General features: G+C 70.2%; 25 protein-coding genes. 12 read left to right on the plus strand and 13 right to left on the minus strand.

Annotated features, from left to right (window positions below; translation table 11 throughout):
• A complete protein-coding gene (locus tag BKA14_RS18545; protein WP_184952184.1) occupies positions 1-636 on the plus strand; it encodes a DUF4360 domain-containing protein in 636 nt (211 codons plus the stop codon).
• A 43-nt stretch (positions 637-679) separates the two neighbouring features.
• On the opposite strand, the gene BKA14_RS18550 is transcribed toward BKA14_RS18545, so the two are convergent.
• On the minus strand, positions 680-1,300 hold the full coding sequence (locus tag BKA14_RS18550; RefSeq protein ID WP_184952185.1) for a hypothetical protein: 621 nt from the start codon (positions 1,298-1,300) through the stop codon (positions 680-682).
• Positions 1,301-1,305: 5 nt separating this feature from the next.
• Positions 1,306-1,785: a sigma-70 family RNA polymerase sigma factor gene (locus BKA14_RS18555; RefSeq protein WP_239093057.1), complete on the minus strand. Its 480-nt coding sequence runs from the start codon at positions 1,783-1,785 to the stop codon at positions 1,306-1,308.
• Positions 1,786-1,951: 166 nt separating this feature from the next.
• On the opposite strand from BKA14_RS18555, the gene BKA14_RS18560 reads away from it, so the two are divergent.
• From BKA14_RS18560 to BKA14_RS18570, 3 genes are all read left to right on the plus strand, one after another.
• Positions 1,952-2,347, plus strand: a complete 396-nt coding sequence (locus BKA14_RS18560; protein ID WP_184952187.1) for a hypothetical protein — start codon at positions 1,952-1,954, stop codon at positions 2,345-2,347.
• 190 nt (positions 2,348-2,537) lie between these two features.
• Positions 2,538-5,927 carry a carboxylic acid reductase gene (gene car / locus BKA14_RS18565; RefSeq protein WP_239093056.1) on the plus strand — a complete coding sequence of 1,130 codons (3,390 nt, stop codon included), beginning with the start codon at positions 2,538-2,540 and terminating at the stop codon, positions 5,925-5,927.
• 49 nt (positions 5,928-5,976) lie between these two features.
• Positions 5,977-6,357 carry a BLUF domain-containing protein gene (locus BKA14_RS18570; protein WP_239093098.1) on the plus strand — a complete coding sequence of 127 codons (381 nt, stop codon included), beginning with the start codon at positions 5,977-5,979 and terminating at the stop codon, positions 6,355-6,357.
• 51 nt (positions 6,358-6,408) lie between these two features.
• On the opposite strand, the gene BKA14_RS18575 is transcribed toward BKA14_RS18570, so the two are convergent.
• On the minus strand, positions 6,409-7,377 hold the full coding sequence (locus BKA14_RS18575; RefSeq protein ID WP_184952189.1) for a helix-turn-helix domain-containing protein: 969 nt from the start codon (positions 7,375-7,377) through the stop codon (positions 6,409-6,411).
• 191 nt (positions 7,378-7,568) lie between these two features.
• Here BKA14_RS18575 and BKA14_RS18580 point away from each other — a divergent pair, with 191 nt between their 5' ends.
• Positions 7,569-8,405 carry an alpha/beta hydrolase gene (locus BKA14_RS18580; protein WP_184952190.1) on the plus strand — a complete coding sequence of 279 codons (837 nt, stop codon included), beginning with the start codon at positions 7,569-7,571 and terminating at the stop codon, positions 8,403-8,405.
• Positions 8,406-8,451: 46 nt separating this feature from the next.
• On the opposite strand, the gene BKA14_RS18585 is transcribed toward BKA14_RS18580, so the two are convergent.
• The 4 genes from BKA14_RS18585 to BKA14_RS18600 all read right to left on the minus strand — a co-directional run bounded on the left by BKA14_RS18585 (position 8,452) and on the right by BKA14_RS18600 (position 12,886).
• Positions 8,452-10,254, minus strand: a complete 1,803-nt coding sequence (locus tag BKA14_RS18585; RefSeq protein ID WP_369076720.1) for a sensor histidine kinase — start codon at positions 10,252-10,254, stop codon at positions 8,452-8,454.
• 476 nt (positions 10,255-10,730) lie between these two features.
• Positions 10,731-11,096: a response regulator gene (locus BKA14_RS18590; protein WP_184952191.1), complete on the minus strand. Its 366-nt coding sequence runs from the start codon at positions 11,094-11,096 to the stop codon at positions 10,731-10,733.
• A gap of 127 nt (positions 11,097-11,223) precedes the next feature.
• Positions 11,224-11,946, minus strand: coding sequence for an SDR family NAD(P)-dependent oxidoreductase (locus BKA14_RS18595; protein ID WP_184952192.1), 723 nt, complete (start codon positions 11,944-11,946; stop codon positions 11,224-11,226).
• 103 nt (positions 11,947-12,049) lie between these two features.
• Positions 12,050-12,886 (minus strand): helix-turn-helix domain-containing protein, encoded by an 837-nt coding sequence (locus tag BKA14_RS18600; RefSeq protein WP_184952193.1) that lies wholly within the window; start codon positions 12,884-12,886, stop codon positions 12,050-12,052.
• Positions 12,887-13,268: 382 nt separating this feature from the next.
• Between BKA14_RS18600 and BKA14_RS18605 the strand changes: the two genes are divergently transcribed.
• On the plus strand, positions 13,269-13,907 hold the full coding sequence (locus BKA14_RS18605; RefSeq protein ID WP_239093054.1) for a DUF4360 domain-containing protein: 639 nt from the start codon (positions 13,269-13,271) through the stop codon (positions 13,905-13,907).
• Positions 13,908-14,058: 151 nt separating this feature from the next.
• Here the strand turns inward: BKA14_RS18605 and BKA14_RS18610 are convergent, their stop codons facing one another.
• Positions 14,059-14,697 carry a DUF4360 domain-containing protein gene (locus BKA14_RS18610; RefSeq protein WP_184952195.1) on the minus strand — a complete coding sequence of 213 codons (639 nt, stop codon included), beginning with the start codon at positions 14,695-14,697 and terminating at the stop codon, positions 14,059-14,061.
• A 228-nt stretch (positions 14,698-14,925) separates the two neighbouring features.
• Positions 14,926-16,524: a GGDEF domain-containing protein gene (locus tag BKA14_RS45110; protein WP_184952196.1), complete on the minus strand. Its 1,599-nt coding sequence runs from the start codon at positions 16,522-16,524 to the stop codon at positions 14,926-14,928.
• A 113-nt stretch (positions 16,525-16,637) separates the two neighbouring features.
• Between BKA14_RS45110 and BKA14_RS18620 the strand changes: the two genes are divergently transcribed.
• Positions 16,638-17,033, plus strand: a complete 396-nt coding sequence (locus BKA14_RS18620) for a hypothetical protein (protein ID WP_184952197.1) — start codon at positions 16,638-16,640, stop codon at positions 17,031-17,033.
• A gap of 170 nt (positions 17,034-17,203) precedes the next feature.
• On the opposite strand, the gene BKA14_RS18625 is transcribed toward BKA14_RS18620, so the two are convergent.
• Positions 17,204-17,992, minus strand: a complete 789-nt coding sequence (locus BKA14_RS18625) for an AAC(3) family N-acetyltransferase (RefSeq protein WP_184952198.1) — start codon at positions 17,990-17,992, stop codon at positions 17,204-17,206.
• A 283-nt stretch (positions 17,993-18,275) separates the two neighbouring features.
• On the opposite strand from BKA14_RS18625, the gene BKA14_RS18630 reads away from it, so the two are divergent.
• Both BKA14_RS18630 and BKA14_RS18635 read left to right on the plus strand, forming a co-directional pair.
• Entirely contained in the window at positions 18,276-19,280 is a 1,005-nt protein-coding gene (locus tag BKA14_RS18630; protein WP_184952199.1) for an MEDS domain-containing protein, read from the plus strand.
• Between the two features lie 58 nt (positions 19,281-19,338).
• On the plus strand, positions 19,339-20,007 hold the full coding sequence (locus BKA14_RS18635) for a VOC family protein (protein ID WP_184952200.1): 669 nt from the start codon (positions 19,339-19,341) through the stop codon (positions 20,005-20,007).
• 37 nt (positions 20,008-20,044) lie between these two features.
• Here BKA14_RS18635 and BKA14_RS18640 read toward each other — a convergent pair whose 3' ends face one another.
• A complete protein-coding gene (locus BKA14_RS18640) occupies positions 20,045-20,782 on the minus strand; it encodes a phosphotransferase enzyme family protein (protein ID WP_184952201.1) in 738 nt (245 codons plus the stop codon).
• 143 nt (positions 20,783-20,925) lie between these two features.
• Between BKA14_RS18640 and BKA14_RS18645 the strand changes: the two genes are divergently transcribed.
• Together BKA14_RS18645 and BKA14_RS18650 are read left to right on the plus strand one after the other, a co-directional pair.
• Positions 20,926-21,267: a hypothetical protein gene (locus BKA14_RS18645; RefSeq protein ID WP_184952202.1), complete on the plus strand. Its 342-nt coding sequence runs from the start codon at positions 20,926-20,928 to the stop codon at positions 21,265-21,267.
• A gap of 111 nt (positions 21,268-21,378) precedes the next feature.
• Complete coding sequence (locus tag BKA14_RS18650; RefSeq protein ID WP_184952203.1) at positions 21,379-21,852, plus strand: GNAT family N-acetyltransferase; 474 nt, start codon at positions 21,379-21,381, stop codon at positions 21,850-21,852.
• Here the strand turns inward: BKA14_RS18650 and BKA14_RS18655 are convergent.
• Entirely contained in the window at positions 21,849-22,463 is a 615-nt protein-coding gene (locus BKA14_RS18655) for a GGDEF domain-containing protein (RefSeq protein WP_184952204.1), read from the minus strand. The two genes, BKA14_RS18650 and BKA14_RS18655, sit on opposite strands and share 4 nt — an antisense overlap.
• Here BKA14_RS18655 and BKA14_RS18660 point away from each other — a divergent pair.
• Positions 22,441-23,382 (plus strand): hypothetical protein, encoded by a 942-nt coding sequence (locus tag BKA14_RS18660; protein ID WP_184952205.1) that lies wholly within the window; start codon positions 22,441-22,443, stop codon positions 23,380-23,382. The genes BKA14_RS18655 and BKA14_RS18660 overlap by 23 nt on opposite strands.
• Here BKA14_RS18660 and BKA14_RS45115 read toward each other — a convergent pair.
• Positions 23,328-25,643 (minus strand): putative bifunctional diguanylate cyclase/phosphodiesterase, encoded by a 2,316-nt coding sequence (locus BKA14_RS45115; RefSeq protein WP_184952206.1) that lies wholly within the window; start codon positions 25,641-25,643, stop codon positions 23,328-23,330. The genes BKA14_RS18660 and BKA14_RS45115 overlap by 55 nt on opposite strands.
• Positions 25,644-25,747: the final 104 nt, after the last annotated feature.

Raw genomic sequence — 25,747 nt, forward strand, 5'->3', positions numbered from 1 at the left:
ATGCTCAAGACCCTCGCCGTCGGCGCCACTGCTGCGGCCGCCCTGTTCACCTCGACGCCCGCTCAGGCGGCACCCTTCCCCGGCCCCCAGGACGACATGGTCATCGACGTGGTCTCGGCCAACGGATCAGGTTGCCCGTGGGGCTCGGCTGACGTGAGTGTGTCCCCGGACAGCAAAGCGTTCACCGTGACCTACAGCGAGTTCACCGCCCAGGTGGGCGTGGGCGCGAAACCCCTCGACTTCCGCAAGAACTGTCAGCTGGGGCTGAACGTCCACGTACCGCAAGGCTTCACCTACGCCATCGCCAGCGTCGACTACCGCGGCTTCCACCGCCTCGCGCGCGGATCCTCGGCGACCCAGACGTCGTTCTACTACTTCCAGGGCGAGCGGCACACCACCAAGAGCCGGCACACCTTCAACGGCCCGGCCGACGGCGATTGGCAGCGGACCGACAGCCTCGGCATCGGATCGCTGGCCTTCCTGCCCTGCGGCGAAGAGCGCAACCTCAACGTCAACACCGAGCTGCGGGTCAACGCCGGCTGGTCGGACACCAAGAAGACCACCAGCATGCTGACGATGGACTCCACCGACGGCAACCTCGACACGGTGTACCACGTCGCCTGGAAGAAGTGCTGAAAGGTCTTCCGGGCCGGCTCCGTCCTCGGCCGGAGCCGGCCCGCTACTTCTGACCGCTCCACAGTGGCCGGCACGGCAGTGGTGCTCCGTCGACGAGACGGGTGCTGACACTACGTCCCACAGTGCCGTCGTCGGCTTGCTCCTCGAAGAGCACGAAATGCAGGCTCGTGCCCGGCGGCATCCGATCGCGCCGGATGGTGAACACCCGCTCGTTGTCGCGGACGACGCTCCGGCCGACCGGCATGACGCTGTTCAGCTGCGGCAGCGCCGCCTGGTCGTCCTCGGCGCACCCCACTTGCTGCGCTTGCGGAGGGACCCGCTCGAACTCGACGAGAGCGGGCACCCCGGCGGACTGCAACGCGTCGGTCAGCCGGTCGGCGTCGGTCAACTGCCGGATCGTCAGCACGACGCTGCCGTCCGGGGCCGCCTCGACCGACCAGGCCGCAAGTTTCATCGGAGCTGGTCGATCGGTCTGCACCTCGGGTATCAAGTTCAGCGCCAGAACCGAGACGGCGGCCACCGCCGTCAGGCCCGCCGCGACTCCGGCCTGCCGACGCCGACGCAACGCCCGGCCCCGAGCAGTGACGTCGGCCAGGCCCGTTCGCAGCCGCACCGGCTCGAACTCGCTGCGGACCAGGGCGTACAGGTCATCATCGTCAGCCATGGCGTCTACTCCTCTTCGGTGACGGACGTCAGATGCGCCCGCAAGGCTTGGGTCGCGCGGGCGAGGTGCGCGGTGACCGTTCCGGCGGCGATGCCCAGCGTGCGGGCAGTGGTCCTGCTGTCGAGATCCAGGAAGATGCGCAACGCCACGACCTGCCGCTGACGCAACGGCAGCGACCGCAGGGCCGCCACCATCCGCGGATCCAACGTCGCCGGTTCCGGACTGTCCGGGCCGGAGTCGTCGAACCGTTCGGGCGTGGGAACCTCCCGCCGCCACCGCCGCCACCAGGAAACGTGCAGGTTGAGCGCTGTGCGCACCACCCAGGCCCGGGGTGAAGGGTGCTCGGCCACCCGGGGCCAGCGCGCCCACGCCCGAGCGAACGCCTCCGCCACCGCCTCCTCAGCCGCCTGCCGGCTGCCCAGCGACGCCGTCACCGCCCGCAGGCAGTCGTCCCGGGCGCTCTCGTAGAAGGCGGCGAACTCCACCCGTCGATGTTCCACACCTCTATTACGCCGGACGGCCACCGCACGCTTACCGATGCGGGCGAGGACGTGCTGTGCCTGCGGCCACAGGAATCCCACAACATCCGGCGGCGAAGCTACCGGCAGCTGCTGCAGCCCATACGTCACATCCGTTCAAGGAGCTGAAGACATGTCCCCTCGCCGCGTCTCATCGTGGTTCGCTGCGCTCGTCGTCGCGGCCACGGCCGGTCTCGCCCCGGCCGGGGCCGCCCAGGCTGCCGCACGGCCGGACAACTACATCTTCAACAACAGCAACGTCGGGGTCGGTGTCTGGCACGACGACGGTGACCCCATCTACAACGCCGTCCTGCCCGCCTACAAGAACACCTGGGACGAGTACGGCTGGGACCACGCCTCGAGGTACTACATCGGCCGCGGATACTGCGTGCGAACCTTCCGAAGGGCGGCCGGCACCGGTGGCGCCTGGTCCTTCTGGGACAGTTTCCGGGGTCCGGACAGCCGGGCGACGTCCTTCGCCTACGACTACCAGCTCCAGGTGCACCGCTTGCCCAGCACTCTCTGCTGACGGGGGCGAGCCCGCTCCGGTGCACCACCGGGGCGGGCCGTGGGCGTCCGGGCTTCGGGCCACGAAGCCCGGACGGCGTAGTGAAAAGTGTGACTCAGCTGGCCCGCGTTCCAGCCGGCCGGGAGGTTGCCGGTGGAAATGGACCGGCGGAACGCGGGCTACCTTCGTACGGGACACACGGAGGTAGCCAGTGACTCGTACTGACCTTGTCGACCCCGACAGGATCGCTCTGCTGACGGAAACAGACGAGCAGTTCGCGGCGGCCCGGCCCGACGATCGGATCACCGAGGTCGTCCGGCGTCCGTCCACGCCGTTGCAGGCGGTGGTGGCCGAGGTGATGACGGGCTATGCCGACCGGCCCGCGTACGGCGTGCGGGCCACCGAGGTGGTCGTCGACCCGCAGACCGGGCGGACCACCCGGCGGCTGCTGCCGCGCTTCGACACGGTCAGTTACGGCGAGCTGTGGCGGCGGGCGGGTGCGCTGGCCGCGGCCTGGCATGACGACGAGCGCGAGCCGATCCGGCCCGGTGACTTCGTGGCGACGCTGGGGTCCACCGGCGGGGACTACGCCACGCTCGAGATGGCGTACGTCCGGCTCGATGTGACCGGTGTGCCCTTGTCGGCCGGTTCGTCGCCGGCGCAACTGTTGCCTCTGCTGCACGAGACGAAGCCGCGGATGCTGGCCGTCAGCCTCGAACACCTGGGCACGGCGGCGGAGATTCTGCAGGCCGGGACCTCGGTGCGGCGGCTGGTCGTCTTCGATCACCACGCCGATGTGGACGACGAGCGGGAGCGGATCGAGGCCGTACGGGAAAAACTCACCGGCATCGTCGTGGAGACCCTGACCGACGTGCTCGAGCGGGGACGCACCCGGCCGGTTCCGGCGGCGACGGCCACCGACGAGGAGCGGCTGGCCCTGGTCATCTACACGTCGGGGACGACCGGCTCACCCAAGGGGGCGGCCTACCCGGCCCGGCTGATCGCCGAGTTGTGGCGCGGTTTCTTCCCGGAACGGCCCGGGCTGCCCCTGATCGACGTCGCCTACCTGCCGATGAGCCATCTGGCCGGCCGGGCCGTCCTGTTCAGCACCCTGGCCCGCGGCGGCACCTCGTTCTTCGTGGGCCGCAGTGACCTGTCGACCCTGTTCGAGGATTTCGCGCTGGCCCGGCCGACGATCCTGATGCTCGTGCCCCGGCTCGTCGACGTGGTCCACCAGCGTTACCAGCTGATGATCAGCGACGGCATCGACGAGGACGCGGCGAAGTCGACGCTGCGGGAAGAGGTCTTCGGCGGCCGGGTGCTGTGGTCCGTCTGCGGTTCGGCGCCGCTGGCCGCGGAACTGTCGGCGTTCGTCGCCTCCGTGCTCGGGATCCGGCTGTCCGACGGTTACGCCTCGACCGAGGCCGGCGCGGTCCTGTTCGACGGCCGGGTGATGCGCGAACACGTGCTCGACTACCGCCTCGAGGACGTCCCGGAGCTCAACTACTACGGCACGGACCGGCCGCATCCGCGCGGCGAGCTGCTGATCCGGTCGGCAACCCTGATCCCGGGCTACTACCAGCAGCCCGGCGCCACAGCCGAGGTTTTCACCTCCGACGGCTACTTCCGCACCGGCGACATCGTGGCCGAACTCGCCCCGGACACGCTGAGCTATCTGGACCGGCGCAAGAACCTGCTGAAACTGTCGCAGGGCGAATTCGTCGCGCTCTCCCGCCTGGAGACCGTGTTCGCGACCGGCCCGGTGATTCAGCAGATCTACCTGTACGGCAACAGTGAGCGCTCCTATCTGCTGGCCGTCGTCGTGCCCACGCCCGAGGCCGCGGGCGACCCGGAGCGCGTCACCGCCCTGGTCCGGGACTCGCTGCGGCGCACCGGGCGGGCCGAAAACCTCGAGGCGTACGAGATCCCGCGCGACTTCCTGATCGAGACCGAGCCGTTCTCGACGGACAACGGGCTGATGTCGGCAGCCCGCAAACTGATGCGGCCGAAACTGCAGCAGCGGTACGGGGCCCGGCTCGAACAGCGTTACGCCGAGCTCGCCGAGCGCGAGACCGACGAGCTGCGCCGGCTGCGTGTCACCGGCCGCGACCACCCGGTCCCCGGCACTGTCGTCACCGCCGCCCGCGCGATCCTGAGCTCCCCCGCCGACGACCTGGGCCTCAAGGACCGCTTCGCCGACCTCGGGGGCGACTCGGTGTCCGCGCTGCGGCTGTCCACGTTGCTGAGCGAGACGTACGGATTCACCGTGCCGGTCGCCGAGATCATCAGCCCGGTCAACGACCTCGGCGCGGTGGCGTCCTTCATCGAGCGGCACTTGAAGCCCGGCCGTGAACGCCCCACCCCCGCGACCGTGCACGGCCCGGCGGCCACCGAACTGCGGGCCGCGGACCTGACCCTCGACAAGTTCCTGGGCCCCGTCAGCCCGGCCCCGCCAGCGGCGGCCGACCCACCCCGTACGGTGTTGCTGACCGGTGCGACGGGATACCTCGGCCGGTTCCTGTGCCTGGCCTGGCTGCGGCGGCTGCAGCCCACCGGTGGCCGGCTCGTCTGCCTGGTCCGCGGCAGCGACGACGAAGCCGCCCGGGCCCGGCTCGACGCGACGTTCGGCGACGCCGGCACCGAGCCCGGCCGCACGTACCGGGAACTGGCCGGCACCACCCTGCAGGTGCTGGCCGGCGACCTCGGCGAGGACCGCTTCGGGCTGGACACCGAGGTGTGGCAGCGGCTGGCCGCCGACGTCGACCTGATCGTGCACGACGCCGCGCTGGTCAACCACGTGCTGCCCTACTCGCAGCTGTTCGCGCCCAACGTGCTGGGCACCGCGGAGGTGATCCGCCTCGCGGTGAGCGAGCAGATCAAACCGGTCACGTACGTGTCCACGATCGGTGTGCTGACCGAAGCGTCCACCGAGGATGGTGACCCGCGCGTCACCGATCCGGTCCGCCCGGTGGACGACGGGTACGCCGTCGGCTACGCGAACAGCAAGTGGGCTTCCGAGGTGCTGCTGCGCGAGGCCCACGACCGGTTCGGCCTGCCCGTGACCATCGTCCGCCCCGGGCTCCTGCTGGCCCACAGCCTTCACCCGGGGCAGGTAAACGTGCCCGACGTGTTCACCCGTCTGCTGCTGAGCGTGGTGACGACCGGTCTCGCACCGCGCTCGTTCCGGGGGCACAACACCCCTGCGCACTACGGCGGCCTGCCCGTCGACTTCGTGGCCGGCTTCGTGGCCGGCGCGGCGGCCGGCGGGTCCTACAACGTGACCGATCCGCACGTCACCGAGACGTACCTCGACACCGTTGTCGACCGGCTCGTCGAGGCGGGCCGGCCCATCACCCGCATCGACGACTACGGCGTCTGGCTCAGCCGTTTCGAGGCGGCGCTGCGATCCCAGCCAATGCAGCAGCGACAGCATTCACTGCTGCCGCTGCTGCAGGCGTTCGCCGCTCCGGGCGAGACCCTGGCCATCCCCACCGACCGGTTCCGCGCGGCCGCCGGTGGCGCCATCCCCACCATGACCGCCGAACTGATCACGAAGTACCTGGACGACCTGACGTTGCTCGGCCTGATACCACCACGATGAAGCGGAACACCCCCGGCACCTCCGATCACATGGTTACGGTGTGCAGGTGATGCTCAGCCGCCTCCTTTACTACAGCGAGGAACACGACGTCGGCGTGCACGGGGTGCTCCGGATCCTCGACGAGGCCCGGGCGGGGAACCAGCGCGAGCAGATCACCGGTGTACTCGCCTTCGACCGGCGGTGGTTCCTGCAGTGCCTGGAGGGGTCGAGGGAGGTGGTCACCCGGAAGTTCCTGGCCATCGCCCGCGACCCCCGGCACACCGGGGTCACCCTGATGGCGTTCGAGGAGGTCGGTGAACGGCTGTTCCCCGACTGGTCGATGGGCGCGATCAACGTCATCGACCGTGGGTCGTTCCACCCGCCGTCGATGACGGCTTCATCCGCGCTGGACACGCTGTGCGGATTGCAGGCGGCGGGCGCCACCATGTGAGCCCGCCGCCCGGGTGCCACGAGCATGCCAGCCGGTGGTGTTCTCTCCTGATCAGGTGCCGGCGGTCGTGCAGTGGGCGTCGCGCCACTGTCGCGGGCTCATTCCGTACGCGGCGCGGAAGCTCTTACTGAAGTGGGTGGCATCAGGGAAGCCCCAGCGGCGCCCGATCGCGGCAATCGGAAGATTGGTCCGGGTCCGGTCGGTCAGCTCGCGGCGGGCGCCCTCGAGCCGGTGATGGCGTACCCACTCGGCGAAGCGGATGTTCTCGCGTTGCAGGATGCGATGCAGGTAGCGCACAGAGATGTGGTGGCGGGCTGCCACCGTGGCCGGCGACAGTTGCGCATCGGTGAGGTGGGACCGCAGGTCGGCCAGGATTCGTGCGGCGGCGGTGTTCTCCAGGGGGTCCCGGCTGAGATGCTCGTCGCCGAGCTGCACGGCCAGGGTGGCCCGGATCAGTTCGACGGTGGGAGCCGCGACCGCAGTGCCGTAGCCGCTACGCAGCAATGTCGGGTCGCCGGCGAGGCGCGCCAGGTACTGGTAGGTCAAGCCGGCGAGCGGATTGCCGGCGCCGACCCGTACCGCGGACACGTCGCGGACCGCTGCGTCGGGCAGGCCGATTGCTGCCCGCGGCAGGCGGAAGAAGGCGGTGTCGATGCCCTGGGCGAACAGCAGGCTGTACGGCGACGCGGTGTCGTAGACGGCGAACTCACCTGCGGTCAGCACCGCTTCCCGGCCGTGTTGCACGACGATGCTGGAGCCGGTGCGCTGGAGGCTGAGAAAGACCATGGGCTCGGTGTCCTCACGGGCCAGGCGTGGGGTCCGGCGCACCGTGGTCGGGGTGGCCCGGGTGGCGCAGACGCCGACGTCACCGTATTGGCCGAGGGTGAGCGAGACCGCCAGCTGCGGTGCTGCGACGTGGTGCTCGATCTCCACGCGTACGACGTTGTCGCGGACGAGGCAGCGGATCGCGTCCTCCCGCTCGGCCGGAGCCAGGGTGACGGTGTCGAGTATCGCCTCCACGCCGTCACGGTGACATGTCACGCCGCTGCGGCGCAACGGCATCCGGTCGGTGGTCCGGCACAGCCATCACCTGTGCGCTCACAACCAACTTCTTTCCCGCCTCGCTGCCTAGTCTGCTGCTGATCGCCGGCGCTTGCCGCCCCCGCCGACACGGCAGACGCACTCGTGCTCAGCCGCCGAGGAGAACTGACATGAGTTTGACGACCGATCTTGCGCAGATCGACGCCGCCAATGCTTCCGGCAAACCGCCGGTGGTATTCATCCACGGCTTGTGGCTGCTGCCCTCGAGCTGGCAGCGGTGGGCGCAACTGTTCCGCGACGCGGGCTACGCGCCCGTGGTGCCGGGCTGGCCCGACGACCCGGACACCGTGGAGGAGGCCAATACACACCCCGAGGTGTTCGCGAACAAGAGTGTCGGGCAGGTCGCTGATCACTTCTGCGACCTGATCGGCAAACTGGACCGCCGGCCCGCAATCATCGGGCACTCGTTCGGTGGGCTGATCGCCCAGATCAGCGCCGGCCGGGGTCTGGCCGGCGTAACGGTGGCGATCGATCCCGCCCCGTTCCGCGGAGTGCTCCCCCTCCCTGTCTCCGCACTGCGGGTCGCGAGCGCCGTCATCGGGAACCCGGCCAACTATCACCGCGCCGTCCCGCTGACCTACGAGCAGTTCCGGTACGGCTTCGCCAACGCTGTCTCCGAGCAGGAAGCCCGCGATCTGTATGCCACCTTCGCCGTTCCGGCCTCCGGTGAGCCGCTGTTCCAGGCCGCCACCGCAAACCTGAACCCATGGACAGAGGCCAAGGTCGATACCGGCAACCCGGAACGCGGACCGCTGCTGATCATCTCAGGGGAGAAGGACCACACCGTTCCATGGGCCATTGCCCACGCCGCCTACCGACAGCAGAAGGACAACTCGAGTGTCACCGAGATCGCCGAAATCCCGGGCCGCGGTCACTCGCTCACCATCGACAGCGGCTGGCGGGAGGTCGCGGACACTGCGCTGGGCTTCGTTCAGCGTTTTCACTGAGATGTTCTCCGTCTTGACGGCAACGCGCTGATGCTGTGCGTGTCCGTCACCGGACGTTCGTGGCTACTGGCCGGGGGGAAGACCGGCGCGTGGCCGCCGGCAGAGTGAACGAGATGAGGGTTCCCGGCCCGGCCGGGTTGTGTGCCGCGGTGATCAGCCCGCCGTGGCGTTCGACGATCCGTTTGCAGATGGCCAAGCCCAGTCCGGTGCCGGCGTAACCCTCGGTGCGATGCGCGCGATGAAAGTTGTTGAACACCGCGTCGTGTTGTCCGGTCGGAATGCCGATGCCGTTGTCGGCGATGTCGATCCGGATGTAGGTGTCGTCTTCGACGGGTGAGCCGGTGACCGTTATGTGGGGGGTGACGCCCGGCGCCGTGTATTTGATGGCATTGCTGATGAGGTTGTCGAGCAGTTGTCGGGTCAGGGCCGCATCTGCGTGTATCGGGCTGAGGTCGCGGACGGCTATCGACGGTACGGGCTGCCCGTTGCTCTGGGCCTGGTCGACGCGTGCGGCGGCGATGTCGGCGACCATGTCGGTCAGTGACACGGTGTCCGGCTGGAGCCGGCCGTCGCGGCTGGTGGTGTAGGCGAGCAGGTCGGTGATGAGGGCACGCATCCGGCCGGCGGCGCGCTGGATCCGGGCAATGCCGTCGGCGGCATCCGGCACATGGGCGAGTTCTTCGGACCATCCTTCGACGGTGGCGAGCGGGTTGATGAGATCGTGAGCGACCACGCCGGCGAAGGAGGTGAGTTCGTCGCGGTGACGGCGGTCGGCCGTAACGTCCGAGAACACGCTGACGGCGTACCGGCGGCCGTTGATCAGGCCGGGAATGACGGAGGCACGGACAGCCAGGACGCGGTCTTCGGCGAGCGCGGCGTTGCGGACGATGACGTCCATGTCGTGCGGTTCACCAGTGTCCAGCGCCCGGCGGAAAGGCAGCTCGCCGGCGGGGATGTGGGTGCCGTCGGGCCGGTAGAGGCCGTAGAACTCGCTGGTGCTGAATTTGCCTGTCTCGCTGCGGATACCGCCGAGCAACGCGGCTGCCGCGGGGTTGCGCAGCAGGAACGACCCGTCTTCGGCGATGACGGCCAGCCCTTCGGCCATCGAATCGACGACGGACCCCAAAATCTGGGCCTGCTGCGCCGCGGCGAGCTGGGCGTCTCGCAACTCCGCCATGAGGGCGTCACGTTCGTCGCGGCCGAGGGCGACCGCGAGGCCGACGACGGCGACCACGCCCACGAACAGCTGGACGATCAACGCGCGGGTGGAGTTGGATGCGATCCCGGCGAACGGGCCCAGCCCGGCCAGCGTGAACAGCACCGCGATCGTGCCCAGACCCACATCGTGCGCGATGACGAAGGTGGTGTGCAGCCGCAACGCCGCCCACACCGTCATCACCAGCAGCGGAAAGGCCAGCGGCAAGCCGTGGCTGAGCCCGAAGGCGACCACGTACGCGAGCACGGAGAACAGGGTGACGGCGACGTACTCGAGCCGGTGCCACGTCGGTGTGGCCCGCCAGGCGCCGGCGAACGCGGAACGGCGGCAGCCCGGATTGGTCGTCCAGTATTGGTGCAGCAGGTAGCCGATGCGTAACCCGGCCGCGCCGATCAGCATCATGCTGACGGTGTTGCGGGTGAGCCATACCGCGGTGCCGGCCCAGGAGTACGTTCCCGAGACAGCCCAGACGCCGGTCGGACCGATGCACGCTCCGGCGGTGGTGCTGATCGCCGCGATGGCGAGCAACCGCCACAGGTGGGTCAGCTTCGATATCGCCCTGGCTCCGCCGCCTCCCCACAGATCGGGCAGCCATCGGTGGAACAGCCACCCGAACAAGCCGGCCTGCGCCACGTTGGCCGCCACGAACCAGCCCGCCAGCGCGGCCGGCGCGCCGGTGGCGGTGTTGATCGCTACGGTCACCAGGGCCAGCGCGCTCACGTCCAGCCAGAACAGGCGGGACCTGCGTTGCGCGACAAACCAGACCGCGCCGACGCCTGCCGCGGGCCAGACCAGGCTGAGGTTGGTCGTGTCCATGACCGTCAGCCGCCCGACGTAGGTGGCCAAGGCGTAGAGAACGGCGAACGCCACCGTTCGGGTGAGGTCGGTGTACGTGCGGTGCATGCCTTCGCGAGGCGACGGATCGGTGGCTGAGCGCTCGGCCGCGGTCATGTCTTTCGTATCGGCAGTCCGGCGTCGTTTCCGCAAGCGAGGGCGGGATGCGCGGCGAATCACGTATGACCGTTATGCCGAACTGCCCGGACGGGAAGGGGTTTCGCCGAGGTCCCGTGGGCGGCAGACCTCGATGACAGCGCTGCGGTGGGGCTCCGCTACGGGGCGGACTGCGGGAGCTTGCTGCGGATCAAGCTGGTCAGCACATCAGGGCTGATCGGTTTCTCCAGATACGGGGCGTCCGGGGTGACCAGCCCGCCGCCCAGAGCAATGTAACGCGGCACTCCGGTCACGAAGATGGTCTGGACGTCCGGGTATTCAGCGGCGACCCGGCGGGCGAGACCGCCGCTGAGATCTCCCGGAAGAGACAAATCAGCGAGCAGCACGTGGATCCCTCCGGCGCGCTGCCGGCAGACGGTCATGGCCTCGTCGGAGTCGGACGCCGTCTCGACATCGAATCCGCGCACGGTCAAGGTGTGCGACACCATGTCCAGGAAGTCGTGATCGTCGTCGACCACGAGCACGACCGGTCTCGTTTGCCCTGCCGACGCCGACACGTAGTTTCCTCCTTCGTTTCACCCAGGCTAGCGAGGAAGCCTCAGCGGCGAAGGAGGTCCGGGCAGCGTCCACCAGGTGAGCCCGCCGCCCGGCTCAGATGAGCATGCCGCCGGACACCTCGATGCGCTGCGCGGTGATCCACTGGGTGCCCTCGCCGACCAGGGCGACGATCGCGCCGGCGATGTCGTCGGGCTGGCCCATGCGGCCCATCACGTTGGCCGCCGCGAGGTGTTTCTGCACGTTCTCGTCCTGCAGACCACCGCCACCGAACTCGGTCGCGGTTGCCCCGGGCGCGATGGTGTTCGCGGTGATGCCGCGCGGCCCCACCTCGCGGGCGAGGTAGCGGGTGAACGTCTCGACCGCGCTCTTCAGGGCGCCGTAGATGGCGTACAGGCCTTCGCCGGTGAACCGGGCCAGCCCGGTCGACAGGTTGATGATTTTGCCGTTGTCGGCGATCAGCGGCAGCAGTTTCTGGGTCAGGAACACCATGCCGCGCAGGTGCACGTTCATCATCCGGTCGAAGTCGTCGACCGTGGCCTGCTCGATCGTCGCGCCGAGGCCGACACCCGCGTTGTTGATGAGGATGTCGAAGTTCTCCCGGCCGTACCGGTCGCGCAGCACCCCGCGCAGTTCGGTCACGAACGCGTCGTACGTGTTCAGGTCGCCGACGGTCAGGGGCAGCGCCACCGCGTCGAGCTTCTCCCCCGGGTCGTCGCGGTAGGTGTAGATGACCTCGAACCCGGCGTCGAGGAGTTTGACCGCGGTGGCCCGGCCGAGGCCGCGGTTTCCGCCGGTGATCAGCGCGATTTTGGACATGACGGTGCCTTTCGTACGGGAAAAAGATGATGACGAGGGTGCGGGTGAACGCCGGTGAGGTACCCGTCGGCCGCGGGCGGGAGCGCGGTTTATTGCTCGGTGATCACCGCGAATTGCGGAACTCGACCGGCGAGACACCCATTTCCGTCCGGAACGCCGCCGCGAACTGTCCCGTGCTGCGATACCCGCTCATCGCGGCCACCCGGGCCACGCCGTACGCGGTGGTGCGCAGCGTCTCGGCCGCGGCCCGCATCCGCAGCCGGCGCAGATAGCGGTACGGGGTGAGCCCGGTGGCGGCGGCGAAGGCGCGGATGAAGTGGTATTTGCTGACGTTGGCGGCCCGGGCCAGTTCGTCGACGGTCACGTCGTCGGCGATCCGGGCCCGCATGTGTTCCTCGACCCGGCGCACCTCGGACTCGCTGAGCGGCACGACGGCTTTCGGGGCGGCCCGGCGCGGCCGCACCACCCCGTAGGCGAGGTGGGTCACCAGCGCCTGGGCTACCGAGTCCGCGTACAGGCCGGGTGCGCCGGAGCGCAGCGCAGCGCCCAGGGCCCGCGCCCCGGAGAGGACGAACGGGTCGTGCAGGGTGAGGGCGTCCGGGAAGACGACGCCGCCGGCCGGGGCCGGGTCGAGGTGCAGGTGCAGCGACTCCATCGGGTCGGGGTGTGAGCTGCGCCAGCGCAGCACGCTCACATTCCCCGGCGCCGTGACGCCGAGCGAGCCGGGCCGGTAGCCGGCCCGTCGCCACGAGCGCCCGCTCCGGCTTTCGATCCGGTAGCGCCCGCCGGTGACCAGGACCAGCAGCAACCGGTCGGAGCCGGTGCTGAACTCGTCAGCCACGGCGGGATCGGCGTACTGGCGTGCCTCGACGGTCTGCCAGCCCAGCCCGGCGCTGGTCGCCAGCAACTGCGCGGGCAAATCCTGGCCGAAGTTCTGCATAGCTGCCTCACGACCTCTGGTCTGCGCGTGCGCGCGGGCCCGGGCCCGCGTACCCGTCGATCATCACCACCGTAGGGGCAGAATCCAGCCACGGCACCGGCAGAACGTGCCTACCTCGGGCCGGTCCCGGCGGCTTCGGCGCGAGCGTCAGCGTTGCCGCATTCGCTCACCCACGAGCGGAATGACCCGAAAGGACGAAACGCCGTTCGCCTACTCAGGCCGCATATGCAGCGGACGGTTACGCGGGGGCCTTCCATGTCGTTGTCCCGTTGTCGCCGACGGAAATTCGCAGAGCATCCCTTATCGGACCGGGGGATATTTCTGCTGCCTTTCTGAGCGGCCCCGAATATATCCATCGAAACGCGCACCGAAGGGTTTCACCGTGCTCAAAGCTCTTGCTGTCGGCGCCTCTCTGGCCGCTTCCCTCGTCGCCGTCGGATCGCCGGCCAACGCCGCCGGAACTCCGCGTCCGGACGAGGAGATGGTCATCGGCGTCGTCGCCGCCAACGGCTCCGGTTGTCCGTTCGGAAGTGCCCAGGTGACCCCCTCGCCGGACAACAAGGCCTTCACCGTCACCTACAGCGAGTTCACCGCTCAGGTGGGTGTCGGGACGAAGCCGACCGATTTCCGCAAGAACTGTCAGCTCGCTCTGGACGTGCATGTCCCGCAGGGGTACACCTATGCCATTTCCGGAACCGACTACCGCGGTTTCGCCCAGCTGGCGCGCGGGGCGACTGCGTCCGAAACCGCGAACTACTACTTCCAGGGCGAACGTCAGAGCACGCGCATCCGGCACGACTTCCGGGGCCCGTTCGACGGCAACTGGCAGCGCACCGACACGGTCGGCATCAGCTCGCTGGCCTTCCTGCCGTGCGGCGAGCAGCGCTATCTGAACGTCAACACGGAGCTCCGCGTCAACGCCGGCTCGTCCAACACCAAGAAGACCACCAGCATGCTGACGATGGACTCGACCGACGGCCGCCTCGACACGGTCTATCACGTGTCCTGGAAGAAGTGCTGACGGTCCGGGACGGATGAAGGCGGGCCGCGCTCAGCTGAGCGCGGCCCGTGCGCCGGAGGTGGGGCACCGGCACGGAGCAGCCGGCTGAAAGCGAAAGGCACCGCGTCTGCGGTGCCTTTTCGCCAGGGGCCGATGGTGCCTTACAGGCGGATCAGCACTTCTTCCAGGACACGTGGTAAACGGTGTCGAGGCGGCCGTCGGTGGAGTCCATGGTGAGAGAACTCGTTGTCTTCCTCACCTTCGAGGAGCCGCCGAAGACGCGCAGTTCGTTGTTGACGTTCAGGTATCTCTGATCCCCGCAGGGGCGGAACGAGAGAGCCTTGATGCCGACCGCGCGGCTGCGCTGCCAATTCGCATCCATGGGTCCGGAGAAGGTGTACCGGCTCAGGTCGGTACGCGACTCACCCTGGAAGTAGGTGAAGGCGCTCAGGGACGCGTACGCACCGCGCTCGAGATGAGCGAACCCGCGGTAATCGGTCCGGGAAATCGCATAGGTGAAGCCCTGCGGCACGCGCACGTCGAGCGCCAGCTGACAATTCTTGCGAGCGTCCATCGGCTGTGCGCCGACACCCACCTGAGCGGTGAATCGGCTGTATGTCACGGTAAATGATCTATTGTCGCGCGAGGGGAGCACCTGAGCACTGCGCCACGGGCACCCGGAGCCGTTGGCGGCCACCACGTTGATGGTCATCTGGTTACGAGGCGTCGGTGCGGGTGACGCCGATGCGGGTGAAGCGGCACCGGCAAGGGCGGCGAGAAGAGCGGTGCCAGTGGCAAGAGCCTTGAACATTGCGGTCCTTCGCTGATTAGGGATTTGTCCGGCTGCAGCGGCCGGCCCGTGAACAGCGAAACCGTTCGCCGCAGTACGACAAAATTATCATTTAGGACATAAACACCAAATGGGCCTTTCAGTCGAAGACCGAACGGGTGATGAACGCACCGCCTTATCGACCGAAAAGACGACCTCGACCTCACCCGATCACGGGCAGGCGCTGCACCCCACAGCCCGGGGGCGCGGTCAGTGCGCTGGGGCCAGCGCGTAGGAGCCCTTGCCGTCCCGCTTGACCTCGTACATGGCGCGGTCGGCCGCACGCAGCAGGGCGTCGCCGCTCTCGGTGTGTTCCGTGGCCACGGCGATGCCCACGCTGGCCCCGACCCGGGCCGTGCCGCCCTCGACGGCGACGGGCGTTTCCACCGTACGGATGATCCGTGCCGCGATGTCGTGCAGGTCATCACCGGGTTCGGGCAGCACCAGGACGGCGAACTCGTCCCCGCCGATCCGCGCCACCGTGTCGGTGCCGCGCAGGCTGCCCTGCACCCGCCGGGCGACCTCGCGCAGCACGTGGTCGCCGGCCGCGTGGCCCCGCTCGTCGTTGACCTGCTTGAAGCCGTCCAGGTCGATCAGCATGGCCACCGCGGCGCGCCCCTGGGCCAGGGCCGCGTCCAGGCGTTCGGCGTAGAGCACCCGATTGGGCAGGCCGGTCAGGCTGTCGTGCAGGGCGTGGTGGCGCAGCCGGGCCGCGAGGGCGTCGCGTTCGGCCAGCGAGGCGTGCAGGCCCTCCTGTGTCAGGTGCAACTCGCGGACCTTGGCGTCCAGTTCGGCGAGCAGGCGCGCGTTGTCGCGGAACGCGGTGAGCTGCCGCAGCACCACCAGCACCGTGCTGATCGCGGCGCCGGCCAGCCCGACGGCCACGGTGACCGGTTCGTCGCGCACCACCGCGATGGTCAGCAGCACGTAGGTGACGGCGATCGACCCGTACGGGAGCAGGCTGTACGGTTTGCGCGGGCGCGGCTGCAACGCCTCGGGACGCACCGCGAGCCGGCGCTGGTTGACCCGCAACGCGATCGTCAGCAGGGCGTGGGCGGCCACCGTGCAGGCCAGGAACCAGTGCAGCCGGCCGTCGCTCAGCCCGTCGCGGCCCAGCGCGTCGGCACCCGACTTGAGGGCCGCCCCGCCCGCGCCGATCAGCCCGCACAGCCGGGTGAACGGCGCGGTGCCCGACATGACGAGCTTGGCCACCACGAACACGCACAGCAGGATGATCATGGGCCCGGCCAGAACCGGCGCCGCCATCTGCAGCAGCGCCGCCGGGCGTTCCGGCACCACGAGATACCAGCCGACCACCACCGCGGCCACCATCACGGTCGCCACGTCCAGCCAGAAGCGGGTGCGCTCGCGGCGGGAGCCGAAACCCAGCGGAACGGTGAGCAGGGTGACCATCAGCAGCGCGCTGCCCGCCGCGAGCGTGACCACCTGGACCGTGCCGCCGGTGGCCGCGACGGCAGCCGACGGATCCCGTACGGCCACGAGTACCTGAGCGAGGTCACCGACGAGATAGACCACACCGGCCGCCGCGACCGAGCGCCAGAACCGGCGGGTCGGCGCGGGCAGACCGGGCATCCGGGCGGTCGACCGGGCGACGAAGGCCAGGCCGACGTGGATGACGGCTACGAACACCCAGGCCCCGACCACCTGGACGCCGGCCGAGGCGACATCGGCGGCGTACAGCGCGACCAGGGCGGCGGTGCCGGCGGCCAGCCACATCAGCAGAGGGTCCGGGTCCGCTCGCCACCATCGGGCGCGAGCGCGCACCGCGTAGTCCCGGATCACATCCACCTGCGCCACAATCGGCCGCCCGCCACCCGGCTGAAGTGCTCGGGCCGCAAGAGTGTCACACAACGCAGCCCGCCCGGCACGCGCCGACCGGCCAGCATGATCTACTGCCGGGCGTGGACCTCACCCCCGAGGAGAACGAACTGCTGCTCGCCGGGCTCTTCGCGCTGGGCGAAAGCACGAAACGAGGCGCGGGGTGGGGGGCCCGCTTCGCGGCGCGCAGGATGCGAGCCGACATCTTCGAGACGACGGTGCAGCTTGCCCTGTCCTTGCCGGCGGCCCGGGAACTGGTCGGCCGAACCTTGGACGCCACGGGCGCGCGGATCTCCGAGACCCAAGCTTTCCTGGGCTCGGGCGCGATGAACACGAATCCGGCCGTCGTCACGGTGACGGTCCGGGAGCAGAAAGGGCAAGTCGTCGCCACGGTTCGCGGGGTGGCCAAGGAGGGCCTCATCCCCCAGCGGGCAGGCCGCAAGGCGGCTCGCCGCATCGCCGGGCACCTGACCGGCTGAGGCCGGTGCATGACGCTGTAGTCGCCGACCCCGGGGTCCGGCCGGAACTGCGGGAAGAACCAGTACCGGTCGACGAGCGCCTGCGCCCGCAGGCCGTACGCGAACGCCGATGTCGCAACGGCGGCCGCCACCGCGCAGCCGCCTGAACTCGGTGCCGGCCCCACCGGAGTTCAGGACCGGTGCTCGTCCAGCCACGCCGTGGCGAAGTCGACCAGTGGGCGCTGCGCCATCAGCCGCGTCTCCGCATTGCCGACCCGGCCGACCCGTACGTCGTTCCCGGCCTCATAAGCGGCGCCGAGCTGCTCGAAATCGGAGGAGTCGGCCTCCGGCGCCGTCCAGGTGACCCACCGGCTGCCACCCGACGGCAGCCGGACCGCGGCGCCGTGCTCGGCCGGCACGGGCCGGGCGCGACGACATTCGGCCAGGTGCAGCGACGTGTTGCTTCCGTGCCCGCACCCGAGGAGCAAGACCTTCCCGTACGCCCGGTAGAGCGCACCCAGCGGGGACCGCTCCCCCAGCCCGTCCTCCACGGGGTGCTGCTCCGTGACCGCCACCGCCTGCGCCCCCACCGCCGCGAACGACACGTGCGGATGGGCGCTGCGCACCGCGCCCGGCCACGCCCGGACCACCTCGGGCAGCACACCCATCCACTGGCTGGGGGTGCGCGCCGGGTCGAAGCCGGGGCTCTGCCCCCGCAGCACCGGCCACCACGCCTCCGGCACGGGCGGGTTGCTCCACTCGGCCGGGTCCGAGTTGGCCGGAGTGTGCGTCGGCACGATCAGCGTCCCCGCCGGCCCCAGCACGTCGAGCAGCGCCTCGACGACCGCCTGCACGCCGCCGGCCACCGGCCCCACGGCCCGGATCGAGGAGTGCACCAGCACCATGTCCCCCGCCGACAACCCCAGCGCACGCAGATCGGCGGCCAGGGTGTCGACGGTGTGCGGGAGCGCCTGCGTCATCGAGCCATTATCAACCGTCCGGAGTGAACAGCGGTCCATGGGCGGGCAGCACTGCCGGTGTGGCCACGTCAAGCACGCAGCGGCCGGACGCGAACAACGCCCGGCGTGCGGGTCCCCCTTTCGTGGTGGCGGAGTTGCGCATGCCGGTACGGCGGGTCGAAGCTGGGCGGGTCTGTGCCTCAAGGTGCTGTGGTCGATGTGGCGACGGTTGTGTCTGCGGAGTCCGCGAAGTGCCCCGTCTGCAACTCGACCACGACCACCATGACGGACCTCGGAGCTCGCCATGACCCTCCGCGACCATCATCACCACGCTGGGCGCCTCGAGCACTACGCTTTGATCGCCGACGATGAGCACACCGTCGAACGCGTCCTGCTGCCCCAGCTACGGCGCGCTGTCGCCGCCCGCGAGAACATCCTGATGGTCGTCGGCCCGCAGACCGCCGCAGAGGTCCGCGACGGGTTGGGCCGCGACGCCCACGAGCTGCTCTGGGCCCCTACCGACCGCTTCTACCAGCGGCTCGGCTTCACCTACGCACGGTTTCTGCGGTACGTACGTGACCAGCACGCCCGACGGCGGCGCGTGCACCTGATCACCGAGCCCGACCTCGTGACCGTTCCCGAGACACCGGTCGACCGGGCCGCCGCCTACCTCAGCTACGAGGCCATGGCCAACAGCACCCTCGCCGGCTACGGCTGCCCGATCACCTGCATCTGGCACGACGGCCAGCAGAAAGCCCCGATCATCGACGAGATCCGCAAGGTTCACCCGCAGGAGTGGACCGCATCCGGCCCCGCGGGCAACCCCGGCTTCATCACACCGGCCGACTATTTCACCCGGCCCCGGCAACCGGCCATGGCGGCACCTCCCGCAGTCACCGACCTCGACATCACCCTCGAGCACCTGCATGAGGTCGCGGACTGCCGCGCCGCCATCGCCCGCTGGGCGGCCACGCGCCACTTCGTCCCCACCGCAACCGCGCAGGTGGTGGCGGCAGCCAGCGAAGTGGTCAGCAACGGCGTGCACCACGGCCGGCCGCCGGTCCGGGTCCGCGCCTGGGAGCACGACGCCACGCTGATCGTCCACGTCGACGATCACGGCGGCCGGCCCATCCCGGCCACCGCCGGATACCGGCCGCCGGCCACACCCGCCGACCCCACCGGGCTCTGGGTCGCCCGCCAGCTCACCGACGTGGTACTCACCCGCACCGGCCAGGGCGAAACCGCCGTACGCCTGCACTTCCCGTACTCGGTGACACACCGGCACCTCGAGGTACCCCACCTGGCCTGAACGGCGCCGGCCCAGCAGCGGCCGTCGGCGCGCAGTGCGCTTGCTATACGGTGCTGGGATGCAAGCTGAGGTAGAGGCCGCCGTCCCTGTGCTCTATGTGCGTAACGTCGAATCCGCGCAGGCCTTCTACGCGCTGTTCGGCTATCGCGAGATGCAGACGGGCGGTGATGACGACGCTCGCTGGTCATATCTGAAATGCGGTGAGCACACCCTCCTGCTGGTGTGCGTGCAACCGGCCCTGATCACCCACGAGTTGCCGTTGGTGATCTATCTGTACGTCACCGACCTGGGCCAGGTACGCGAGCAGCTGGACCACGCGGGCCACGACTACCAGACGAGCGGTCGCCCCGATCACGCACCGGGCGGCGAGCTGCGCACCCAGGACCCCGACGGCAACGTGGTGCTGGTGGGTCAGCGCACGGCGGTGGCTGCGGACGAACGAAGTGCACCCAGCGCACAAGAGGCTCGCTTCTCCTTGATGAGACAGGCGGCAGAGGCCATCAGCCGGCGCGGGGGTGCGCCCGCGACCTGCCAGGTGCCCGCCGCGGAAGGCAACCCCTGCCCTCTGCCCGCGGAGATCAAGCTTGCCGACACCTGGGGAGCGACGGTGTGGGCGTGCCTGACACACGCCGACGAGGCGCTGATCAACGCGCCCGGGGCCTTCATCGCCTCGGAGGACGCGCAAGGTCTGGGGCCGTGGCTCACCCACCGCGGGGCGACACCCTGACCCGCGCTGTGCGCCGGACGGGACGCGCGTCGCACGATCAGCGTGCGGTCCGCACCTCGGCCAGGCGCCGGACGGCATAGTCGCTGGGCCAGCTGACGGCGGCCTCCCATGCGGCTGAGGCCTGCGCGGCGATGTCGTGCGCGCCGTCGTCGAGCCCGGCCGCGTTGCCGGGCAGCACCAGGTCGAGATCGGGCACGTCGACGTGTGCCTCGTCCCAGTCGATCAGTGCGACCCGCTCGGCGGTGACGCGGACGTTGCCGGGGTTGGCCGGGTTGCCGTGCACGACACACGTCGGCCGGCCGGCGAGCCGCGCCCACGCCGCTCGGCAGCGGGCCACGGCCTCCGGCGGCATCGCGCCCAGGTTCACCTTGGTGCCGTTCGCGGCGTCCAGCAGGTCACCCGACGACCGCCAGCCGGGGCGCTGCGGCCGGTCCCGGGTGAGCCGGTGCACCTCGCGCAGCGTGTCGGCCACACGGCGCCAGTCGTCCGGGGTCGCGGGCGGGCCGCCCGCCAGGAACGTCATCACCACCAGGCCGCCGGCGAAGAGCCGCCCGTCCGTGGTCGGGATCGGCACCGGCACGGTCAGGCCCGCGCGGTCGAGATACCCCATCAGCTCGGTCTCCCACGCCAGGTCGGCGTCGCTGCGGCGGCCGAGGCGCCCGACGGCCAGTTCCCCCTGGACCCGTACGCTCCACACGTCGTTGGCGACCCCACCGGTGAGCCGCTCGAGGCGTGTGGCGTTGTCGCCCCACTGCTGCAGTGCTTCCCAGCCCATCGTTTGCCACCCCGTGCTCGCCGTCCGGACGCGATGACCCCAGTAGAGCAGGAGCGGTGCGGTAGTGGCGGCACCCGCAGGAACGTCGCATCGGTGCGAGCTTCCGGCTCGCGGCGGCGACGTCAGGCGTACACCATAGACGCATGTCGTTCGACCCCTCGGCTCCGGTGAGCTTCGACCAGGTACGGATGGCCGTCGAGCGACGATGCGGGGCAGGAAACCGCCGTCATCCGGCTCGCATCGGGTTCCGCGCCGGACGCGACTCGTGCCTGCGGAACCTGCGGGCTCGAGCGCAGCAGGTGCGCACATCCGGCGCGGACGGTGTCCGGCCCTCGTCGGGCCGGACCGACGGACCCCTCTTCATACCGTCGGTTCTGCCTGCGCTCGAGCTGTCTGCCCGGACCCCCTTCACCGTCGGGTACGACCTGGCCAGCTCGGGCATCGCCCGCCGTCTGCGTGCCCGTGCTGATCAGATCGCCGTCTGACGGCAAGCCTCGGCCGACCCGGTAGCCGGCCGTCCGTGGTCGCGAGCGGCACCGGCACGGCCAACCGGAAATCAGTGGCGGGGCACGGAGCCGGCTACGAGGATCATGCGCATGGGCGAGCCCGGCATCCGCATCCGTCATTACCGCGACGATGACTGGAACGCGATCGCGCGCATTCACGATGCGGCCCGGCTCGACGAGCTTCGCCACTCCGCGGGCGTCGCGGCGTTCCTGACGCTCGCCGAGACGGCCGAGGGCGAAGGGCTGTTCGACGGCCAGGTCTGGATCGCCGAGACCGACGACGGCGTGGCCGGCTTCGTCGCCCTGGACGACGACGAGGTCACCTGGCTCTACGTCGATCCGCACCGCTACCGCCAGGGCATCGGCCGGGCCCTGTTGCGACATGCTCTCGCCGCCGCGGGGCCCCGGGTCGAGGTCACCGTGCTCGACGGCAACCCGGCCGCGCTGCAGCTCTACCTCAGCGAGGGTTTCACGATCACCGAGACCCGGACGGGCTCGCTGGTCGGCAACGAGTCCTTCGCGGCGACGGGCCACATCATGCACCGCACCGGCGCGGGCGGCTAACGCGGGGAAACACCGCTCACGAAGTCGGCCTGCAAGTCGGTGTACGAGGGATGGCCGGCCACGGAGAAGCGGTTGCGGCCGTCGCGTTTGGCCGCGTACAGGGCCGCGTCGGCGCGGGCGGTCAGTTGCTGGGCCGATTCACCGCCGGTCCACTGGGCCAGCCCCGCCGAGAACGTCTGGCCGCCCGGGGTGGCCTCGTGCAGGCGGTCCATGATGATCGCCGCGTCCTTGAGGCGGCAGTGCATGATGAGGCCGAATTCCTCACCGCCGTAGCGAGCGATCAGGTCGCCCGCCCGGAGTTGCTGCTGCCAGGCCAGGCCCGCGTTGCGCAGCAGTTCGTCGCCGGCGGGGTGGCCGAGCAGGTCGTTGTAGTGCTTGAAGTGGTCGAGGTCGATCAGCCCGACGACGAGGGTGGCGCCGTGGCGCTGGGCGACGGTGAGCCGGCGTTCCAGTTCGGCGTCCCAGGCCCGGCGGTTGGGGATGCCGGTCAGCCCGTCCAGGTAGGCGATGGATTCGAGCTGGTCGGCCTGATCCTGCACGGTGCGCACCAGGCCGAGGATGCGCACGATCAGCAGCAGGAAGACCGCGATGGAGCAGACGGAAGCGGCCATCCAGTCGGCCGTGCCCGCGCCGGCCAGGCCGTCGGTGATCAGCAGGACGGGGGCTGAGCAGGCAGGCCGAGCTGATCAGCAGCACCCGTTGCGGGGTGATGCCCGCGGTGGGCCGGGCGCCCGCGCTGCCCACCTTCACCATCGACGGGTGCAGGGCGGCCCCGCCGAGCAGCAGCGCGCTCAGCACGAAGGCCGGCGCCAGTTCGTTGTTGTTGGTGCCGTGCGACGACTGCCAGACCCAGCCCACGTGGGCCAGGCCTTGCACGCCGAGGGACGCGACCAGCTGCCAGAAGGACGGGCCGCGCCGGGCGGCGGAGGTGAACATCCGGATCACCCCGGCCAGCAGGAGCAGGTCGGCCAGCGGGTAGGCCAGGGTGATCAGCCGGGTCTCCAGCGGCATGGCCGGCGCGATCAGGTCGCGCAGGAACAGCATCCACAGGCCCAGGCCGAGGCCGCCGGTCATCATCAGCGTGTCCAGGATGCCGGCCCGGTCGCGGCGCCAGGACAGGCCGTCGACCAGCAGCATCAGTCCCGCCAGCAGCAGCGGGTAGCAGGCCAGGAAGAAGATGTCAGCCGCCGACGGGAACGGCACCCCGCCGCGGATCAGGTAGACCGAGATGATGACGTTGCCGATCCCGCCCGCGATCGTGACGACCAGCAACAGGGTCCAGGGCAGCACGCGCGGCGGCCGGTTGACCCGGAGGCCGACGGCGATGGCGGCGATCGTCAGGACCGGATAGCAGTACGTCACCAGGGCCGCGGCCGTGGACCCTTCGGCGACGACCGCCCGGACGACAGTCAGCGCGACGCTGACCGCGCCGTACCCGATCCACAGCGCGCGGATCCCCGAAACCGCCACGACGCTCACTTCGGTGCCCGCGCGGGAAAACTGAGCACGTCCGGGGTCGCGGGCCGGTAGCCGGCGATGTCCTCGGCCGGCAGGGGACGGGCGTAGTAGTAGCCCTGCGCGTAGCGGTAGCCGAGCTGCTGCAGCTTGGCGGCCTGCTCCGCGGTCTCCACCCCTTCGGCCACCGCGCGCAGCCGCATGCCGTCACAGATGCTGATGAGGGCGGCCGCCACGACCGTTTGCGGACCGTCGGCGGTGACGTCGTCGACGAACGACTTGTCGACCTTCAGGACGTCGGCGGGGCAGGTGCGCAGCAGGCCCAAGGACGAGTGGCCGGTGCCGAAGTCGTCGAGTGCGATCTTGACGCCCAGCCCGGCGATGTTCTTCAGCTCCTCCAGCGCCGCTCCCCCGTCGAACACGGCCGTCTCGGTGACCTCCACCGTGAGCGCCGCCGGAGGCAGTCCCGTACGGCTCAGGATCGCCGCGACCTCCTCGGCGAAGCCGTCCTCGCGCAGCTGCCGGGCGGAGACGTTCACGCTGACGGTGCGCGGAGCCGCGTCGCCCATCGTCGCCCGCCAGTGGGCGGCCTGGCGGCAGGCCTGTTCGAGGATCCAGGCGCCGACCGGCACGATGGATCCGGTGCGTTCCGCGGCCGGGATGAAGACCGCCGGGCTGACCGGTCCGCGGCTCGGGTGGGTCCAGCGGGCCAGGGCCTCCACCCCGGCCAGTTCACCGCCGGGCATCGCGACGATCGGCTGGTAGAGCAGGTACAACTGGTCGGTCCCGACCGCGTTGCGCAGCTCGGCCGTGAGCCGGGACTGTTCCGCGGTGCGCTGGTCCATCCGGTCGTCGAAGACCACCTGCCGGCCCTTGCCCTGCCCTTTCGCCTCGTACATGGCGACGTCGGCCCGCCGGAGCAGTTCGCTGGCGGTGTCGCCGGGGCGGGCCTCGGCCAGCCCGATGCTGGCCTCGACGACCAGTTCGTGCCCGGCGGCGGGCAACGGGCGGCGCAGACTCGCCGCCGTGGCGGTGAGAGTCGACCGGCAGCCGTCCGGCAGGAGCACCGCGTACTCGTCACCGCCCAGCCGGGCCAGCACCGCGCCGGGCGGCAGCCCGGCGGCTATCCGTTCGCCCACGGCCACCAGCAGAGCATCGCCGACCGTATGGCCGAGGTCGTCGTTGATGGCTTTGAAGTCGTCCAGGTCGATCAGGGCGACGCTCAGCCCGGAGCGCCCCTCGGCCAGCATGGCGGTGATCGCGTCGATCAGGACCGTACGGTTGGCCAGGCCGGTGAGGCCGTCGTGCCCGGCCTGGTAGGCCAGCTCGCCCTGGCGGACGTCGAGGTCGTCGAGCAGCCGGACGTTGTCGCGCAGGGCCACCATCTGCCGCGCCGCGACCAGCAATGTGACAGTGACCGAGCCCAGAGCGACCGCCATGAGGTCCGCCGTACGGCCGTCGACGCAGCTCAGCAGCAGGGCTCCGGTGGCCAGCACCGCCGTGTACGGCAGAACGCTCGGTCGCCGCGGGAGCGGCCGGGGCGCCGGCCGTCCGGCCCGCGTGGCCCGCAGCTGCCGGTCGGCGGCCAGGCACACCAGCAGGCTGGTCGTCGGCAGCAGCACGTGCCCGGTGTTCAGGTAGGGCCGTTCGGCCAGCAGCGGCGCCAAAGCCCCGCCGACGGCCCCCACCGCACCGGTCAGGGCCAGGATGTAGAGGGCCCGGCGGTCGATCAAGCCGGTGCCGGTGAACGACACCTTGACGAAGGCCAGCATCCCGATGATCGCGGCCGTGGCCACGACCACCACCGACGCCGTGCCCGCGGCACTGCCGTCGGTCCAGCTCTCCCAGCGCGGCAGCACCAGATGCCAGCTGAAGACCACGACGGTGACGACCATCGTCGCCACATCCAGCCCGAAACGCGTCCACTCGATGCGGGTCCGCTGCGCCCCCGGGATGCGCAACAGTCCCAGCAGCATCAGCATCAAGCTGCCGACGTACAGCACCGCGGTGAACCCGCCGATCATCTGGCCGGGCTGCTCACCGCTGAAATAGTCGCGGGCCGCGGCGGCCGAGGCCAGGCCCAGCCCGACCATGCCGGCCGACACGTAACGCCAGAACGTCCGGCCCGCCCCACCGGCCCGCCACGACGCGGCCGCGGCCACCGGCACCGCGAACACCAGCAGCCCCCACCCGGCCATCGGCGGCGTCGGACGGGCCAGCCCGATCAGAAACCACACCCAGGCCACCACGTCGATGCCGATGGCCGCGGCCAGCATGCGGGTCAGCCGCCACGGCGGCGCGGCCGCGGCCGTGCCCGGAGTCAGCGCTTGGTCCACAAATTGCTCATCGGCCCGCTATCGGGACGAGTGAGCCGAACCGGGGTGGGTTCCTCGGCCGGTCGGCGCACGGTCTCGGCCGGCCGGCCGGACGGGGCCGTCAT

Origin of the sequence: Paractinoplanes abujensis, assembly GCF_014204895.1 — a bacterium.
Lineage (GTDB): Bacteria > Actinomycetota > Actinomycetes > Mycobacteriales > Micromonosporaceae > Actinoplanes > Actinoplanes abujensis.